We start from the raw sequence: 4,646 nt of genomic DNA on the forward strand, positions 1-4,646 counted from the left end.
GTTGATCAAGAAGTTTGCGTCGGGACAGCGCGGGATTCTGACGCAAACTTCTTGATCAACGGACCCGAGTGGGCCGGTTGGCCCGGGGGATCAGGTGGGGGGTGGGGATGGTTCGGCGCGGGTGGCGCGCCAGAGGCCGTAGAGGGCGAGGACGGCGGCGGCGACGAGCGGGCCACCGTCCCGGACCAGGCCGTCGACGCCGAGCAGCCACCAGCAGAGCGGCAGGTCGACGGCGAGCACGCCCAGGGTGATCGCCACCAGCAGGGTGCGGGCCCAGCGGCGGCCGCGCATCAGGAACGCGGTGCAGAAGAGCACCGCGTAGCTGACCGCGATGCCGGCGAGGAACCAGAACACCACCGCCGGCGCGGCGGCCAGTCGGCCGTCCAGAATCGCGCCCCCGGCCACCAGCGCCGGCACCAGCATCAACGGGCTGTACGTGAAGGCCGCGACCCGGCTGGTGAGCAGCCACCCGGTGACCGGCGGCCGCTTCGGGGCGGCCTCCCGCCAGGAGATCGTGCCGCCGGAGACCACCAGGGTCTTGCGGTGCCGGACCAGGTACGCGCCGACCGCCTCGGAGCGGTAGAGCAGCGCGACCACACTCACGCAGAGCGCGGTGAGCAGGGCGAAGCCGAGCAGCCCGGGCAGCGGCGGCACCCCCTGCCGGGGCACCACCAGCCGGCCCACCGCGAAGATGGTGGTCACCGCGAGGATCAGCCCGAACGGCCGGGCCACGGTACGACCGCGGTTGACGTGCCCGATCAGCACCAGGAACGCGAGTGAGCGGAGCATCGCCCAGCCGGTGCGTACGGCCAGGCCGAACTCCTGCTCCGGGGCGTACCACCAGTTGAGCAGCTCGACCACGACGGTGGCCGCCGCCGTGACGGCGAGCAGCGTGGTCAGGGCCCGGACGGCGGACGGCCGCCGGACCTCGGTGGTCTCGGCGGCCGTCCTCATGGGATCCGATGTTGCCCGGTACGGGCAACCGTCACACCTACTTCTGCGGCTGCTCCGCGTCGAGCCGGGCGCGCAGCGCGTCCAGCTCGGCCCAGAGGACACCCGGCAGCTTGTCACCGAACTTCTCGAACCACTCGGTGACCAGCGGGAGCTCGTTGCGCCACTCCTCCGGGTCGACCTTGAGGGCGATCCGGACGTCCTCCGGCGTCATGTCCAGGCCCTCGACGTCCAGCGCGTCCTGCGTCGGCACCATGCCGATCGGGGTCTCGACCGCGTCGGCCCGACCCTCGAGCCGCTCGATGACCCACTTGAGCACCCGGGAGTTCTCGCCGAAGCCCGGCCAGAGGAAGTTGCCCTCGGCGTCCTTGCGGAACCAGTTGACGTAGTAGATCTTGGGCAGCTTGGCCTCGTCACCGTCGACGCCCTTGCCCATCTCGATCCAGTGCCGGAAGTAGTCGCCGGCGTGGTAGCCGATGAACGGCAGCATCGCCATCGGGTCGCGGCGGACGACGCCGACCGCGCCGGACGCGGCGGCGGTGGTCTCCGAGGAGAGCGTGGCACCCATGTAGACGCCGTGCACCCAGTCGCGGGCCTCGGTGACCAGCGGGATCGTGTCCCGGCGACGGCCACCGAAGAGGATCGCGTCGATCGGCACGCCGTTCGGGTCGTAGTAGTCCTCGGCGAGGATGGGGCACTGGGTGATCGGGGTGCAGAACCGGCTGTTCGCGTGCGAGGAGAGGCTGTCGCTCTCCGGCGTCCAGTCGTTGCCCTTCCAGTCGATCAGGTGCGCCGGCGGCTCACCCATGCCCTCCCACCAGATGTCCCCGTCGTCGGTGAGCGCCACGTTGGTGAAGATGGAGTTGCCGCGGTCCAGCGTCCGCATGGCGTTGGCGTTGGTCTTCCAGTCGGTGCCGGGCGCGACGCCGAAGAGGCCGTACTCCGGGTTCACCGCGTAGAGGCGACCGTCGGAGCCGAAGCGCATCCAGGCGATGTCGTCGCCGATGGTCTCGACCTTCCAGCCCGGGATGGTCGGCTCCAGCATGGCCAGGTTGGTCTTGCCGCAGGCGGACGGGAAGGCGCCGGCGACGTGGTAGACCTTGCCCTCCGGCGAGGTGATCTTGAGGATCAGCATGTGCTCGGCGAGCCAGCCCTCGTCGCGCCCCATCACGCTGGCGATCCGCAGCGAGTAGCACTTCTTGCCGAGCAGCGAGTTGCCGCCGTAGCCGGAGCCGAAGGACCAGATCTCCCGGGTCTCCGGGAAGTGCGAGATGTACTTCGTCTCGTTGCACGGCCAGGTGACGTCCTGCTGGCCGGGGGCGAGCGGGGCGCCGATGGAGTGCAGCGCGTGCACGAAGTCGGCGTCGTCGCCCATCGCCTCGAGGACCTTGGCGCCCATCCGGGTCATGATCCGCATCGAGGCCACCACGTACGGGCTGTCGGTGATCTCGACGCCGAACATGGGGCTCTCGGCCTCCACCGGGCCCATGCAGAACGGGATGACGTACATGGTGCGCCCGCGCATGCTCCCGCGGTACAGCTCCGTCATCGTCCGCTTCATCTCGGCCGGCGCCATCCAGTTGTTGGTGGGGCCGGCGTCCGCCTCGTCGACGGAGCAGATGTAGGTGCGCTCCTCGACCCGGGCGACGTCCGTCGGGTCCGTGCGCGCGTAGAACGAGTTGGGCTTCTTCTCCGGGTTGAGCCGGATCAGGGTGCCGGACTCGACCAGCTCGTCGGTGAGGCGCCGCCACTCCTCATCGGACCCGTCCACCCAGACCACGCGGTCGGGGGTGGTCAGTTCCGCGACTTCTCTGACCCAGGCGAGCAGCTTGGGGTGGGTAGTCGGGGCCTGATCGATACCCCGAACAGTAGCCGGAGCAACCATGACACATCTCCTTGTGGTCGACGCTGACCGTTCTATGGATGCACGAGTCTGGCGGGCGCGAGCCGCGTCGCCATCGTGGAAACCTGGGATTGCGCTCAGCGTAAACCGGGCCGAGCCGCGAGTCAGTGGGACTGGTTGTGAAGAACTGCACAAGGTACGGCCCGGCTGCGGCATCACGAGCTAATACCCGCTTTCCCGCGCAGTTTCACGCAAATCCTGCGGCGAACTCTTGGCGGCCACCGGAACGGACGATGACGGACAGCGGAACCGGGCTTCCGGTGACGGGCACGTCGATTGGACGAACCGAACGGCGATCGGTCCACAAAGAGTTACGCTCTGCTCACGTGCGGCGGCACCGGGCGGGCCGGTCACGACCCGCGTCGAGAGTGATCCGGGCCGGCTCGCCGTTGCTGCGCGTCCGGCTCGCTCCCGACCGGTACGCTCGGCGGGTGGCCGCGACGATGACCGGGGACCAGCCAGGGTCTCCGCAGACCCGCCCGGGTCTGGTCCGCACACTGCTGGACCGCTTCGGTCACCTCGTCCGCGAGCTGAGCAAGTTCGCCACGGTGGGCGGGATCGCCTTCCTCATCGACTTCGCGCTCTTCAACTACCTGACGGCCGTGCGCGACGTCGAGCAGGTGACCGCCAAGACAATCTCCACCGTCATCGCGGCCAGCGTCGCCTTCGTGGGCAACCGGTTCTGGACCTGGCGCCACCGCAAGCGCTCCAACCCGGCCCGCGAGTACGCGCTGTTCTTCTTCTTCAACGGGGTGGGCCTGGGCATCGCCGTGGCCTGCCTGGCGATCAGCCGCTACGGCCTGGGCAGCATCTGGCCGGAGGTCTTCCAGACCCCGCTGGCCGACAACATCGCCAGCTTCATCGTCGGCACCGGCCTGGGGACGCTGTTCCGGTTCTGGTCGTACCGACGGTTCGTCTTCGTGGAAGCGGGAAACCCCCCGGTTCCGGAGGCGGCGCACGACCGGCCGCCGGGGGCGTGACCTGCCGCCCACCTCGTCCGGCCGGGACCTGCCGGCCCCAACCACTGCCCTAAGGTGTTCCGCATGCGTCTTGTCCGTCTGCTGCCCGAGCGCTGGCAGAAGTTCATCCACGAGGCGCTCAAATTCGGCGTCGTCGGTGGCATCAACACCGTCATCAATTACGCGGTGTTCAATGTCCTGGCACTCACCGTTTTTGTCAACGGTCAACTGAAGGCGACCGTGATCGCCACCGTGGTGGCGACGATCACGTCGTATCTGATGAATCGGCACTGGACGTACCGGGATCGACCGAAATCCGCGTTGAAGCGGGAATACGTCCTGTTCTTCCTGTTCAACGCGACCGGCCTGCTGATCGAGCTGGGCGTCCTCGCCGCCGCCAAGTACGGCCTGGGCGTGAACAGCCTGCTCGCGCTCAACGTGGCGAAGACCGGCGGCGTGCTGCTGGCGACCATGTTCCGGTTCTGGTCGTACCGGACGTTCGTGTTCCAGCCGGTACCCGCGCACGCCGAGGAGACCTGGCACACGATTCCTCGGGACGAGTGGGACACCATGGCCGAGCTGGACCCGGTGGCCGAGCTGGCCGAGTCGGTCAGCGAGCTGGAGGAGGCCCAGCAGCAGCAGGCGGCGCAGCGCCCCGGCGGCCCGATGGCCGAACCGGTCTTCCCGCAGCCGACGGGACGTCCGGCCCCACTGGACGCCGGGCTGGGCAGCACGGTCGGCGCCGACCTCGACGCCGAGCTGGCCGCGGAACTGCACGCCGGCACCCGCCGCCCCCGCCTCGCGCAGGGTCCGCAGGGCGGCGTGCGCCATCA

General features: G+C 69.2%; 4 protein-coding genes. 2 read left to right on the top strand and 2 right to left on the bottom strand.

Features of this window, described 5'->3' with window-relative positions:
- Window positions 1–90: 90 nt before the first annotated feature.
- Together JNW89_RS28280 and JNW89_RS28285 are read right to left on the bottom strand one after the other, a co-directional pair.
- The gene (locus tag JNW89_RS28280; protein WP_238451422.1) at window positions 91–954 is read right to left on the bottom strand and encodes a hypothetical protein; all 864 of its coding nucleotides are present in this window, start codon (window positions 952–954) and stop codon (window positions 91–93) included.
- 37 nt (window positions 955–991) lie between these two features.
- Complete coding sequence (locus JNW89_RS28285; RefSeq protein WP_238451423.1) at window positions 992–2,836, bottom strand: phosphoenolpyruvate carboxykinase (GTP); 1,845 nt, start codon at window positions 2,834–2,836, stop codon at window positions 992–994.
- A gap of 137 nt (window positions 2,837–2,973) precedes the next feature.
- Here JNW89_RS28285 and JNW89_RS39095 point away from each other — a divergent pair, with 137 nt between their 5' ends.
- Together JNW89_RS39095 and JNW89_RS28295 are read left to right on the top strand one after the other, a co-directional pair.
- Window positions 2,974–3,834, top strand: a complete 861-nt coding sequence (locus JNW89_RS39095) for a GtrA family protein (protein ID WP_375155155.1) — start codon at window positions 2,974–2,976, stop codon at window positions 3,832–3,834.
- A gap of 63 nt (window positions 3,835–3,897) precedes the next feature.
- The coding region (locus tag JNW89_RS28295) for a GtrA family protein (protein WP_238451427.1) at window positions 3,898–4,646 on the top strand (749 nt) is incomplete at its 3' end.

This window comes from Micromonospora sp. 4G55, from assembly GCF_016803375.1.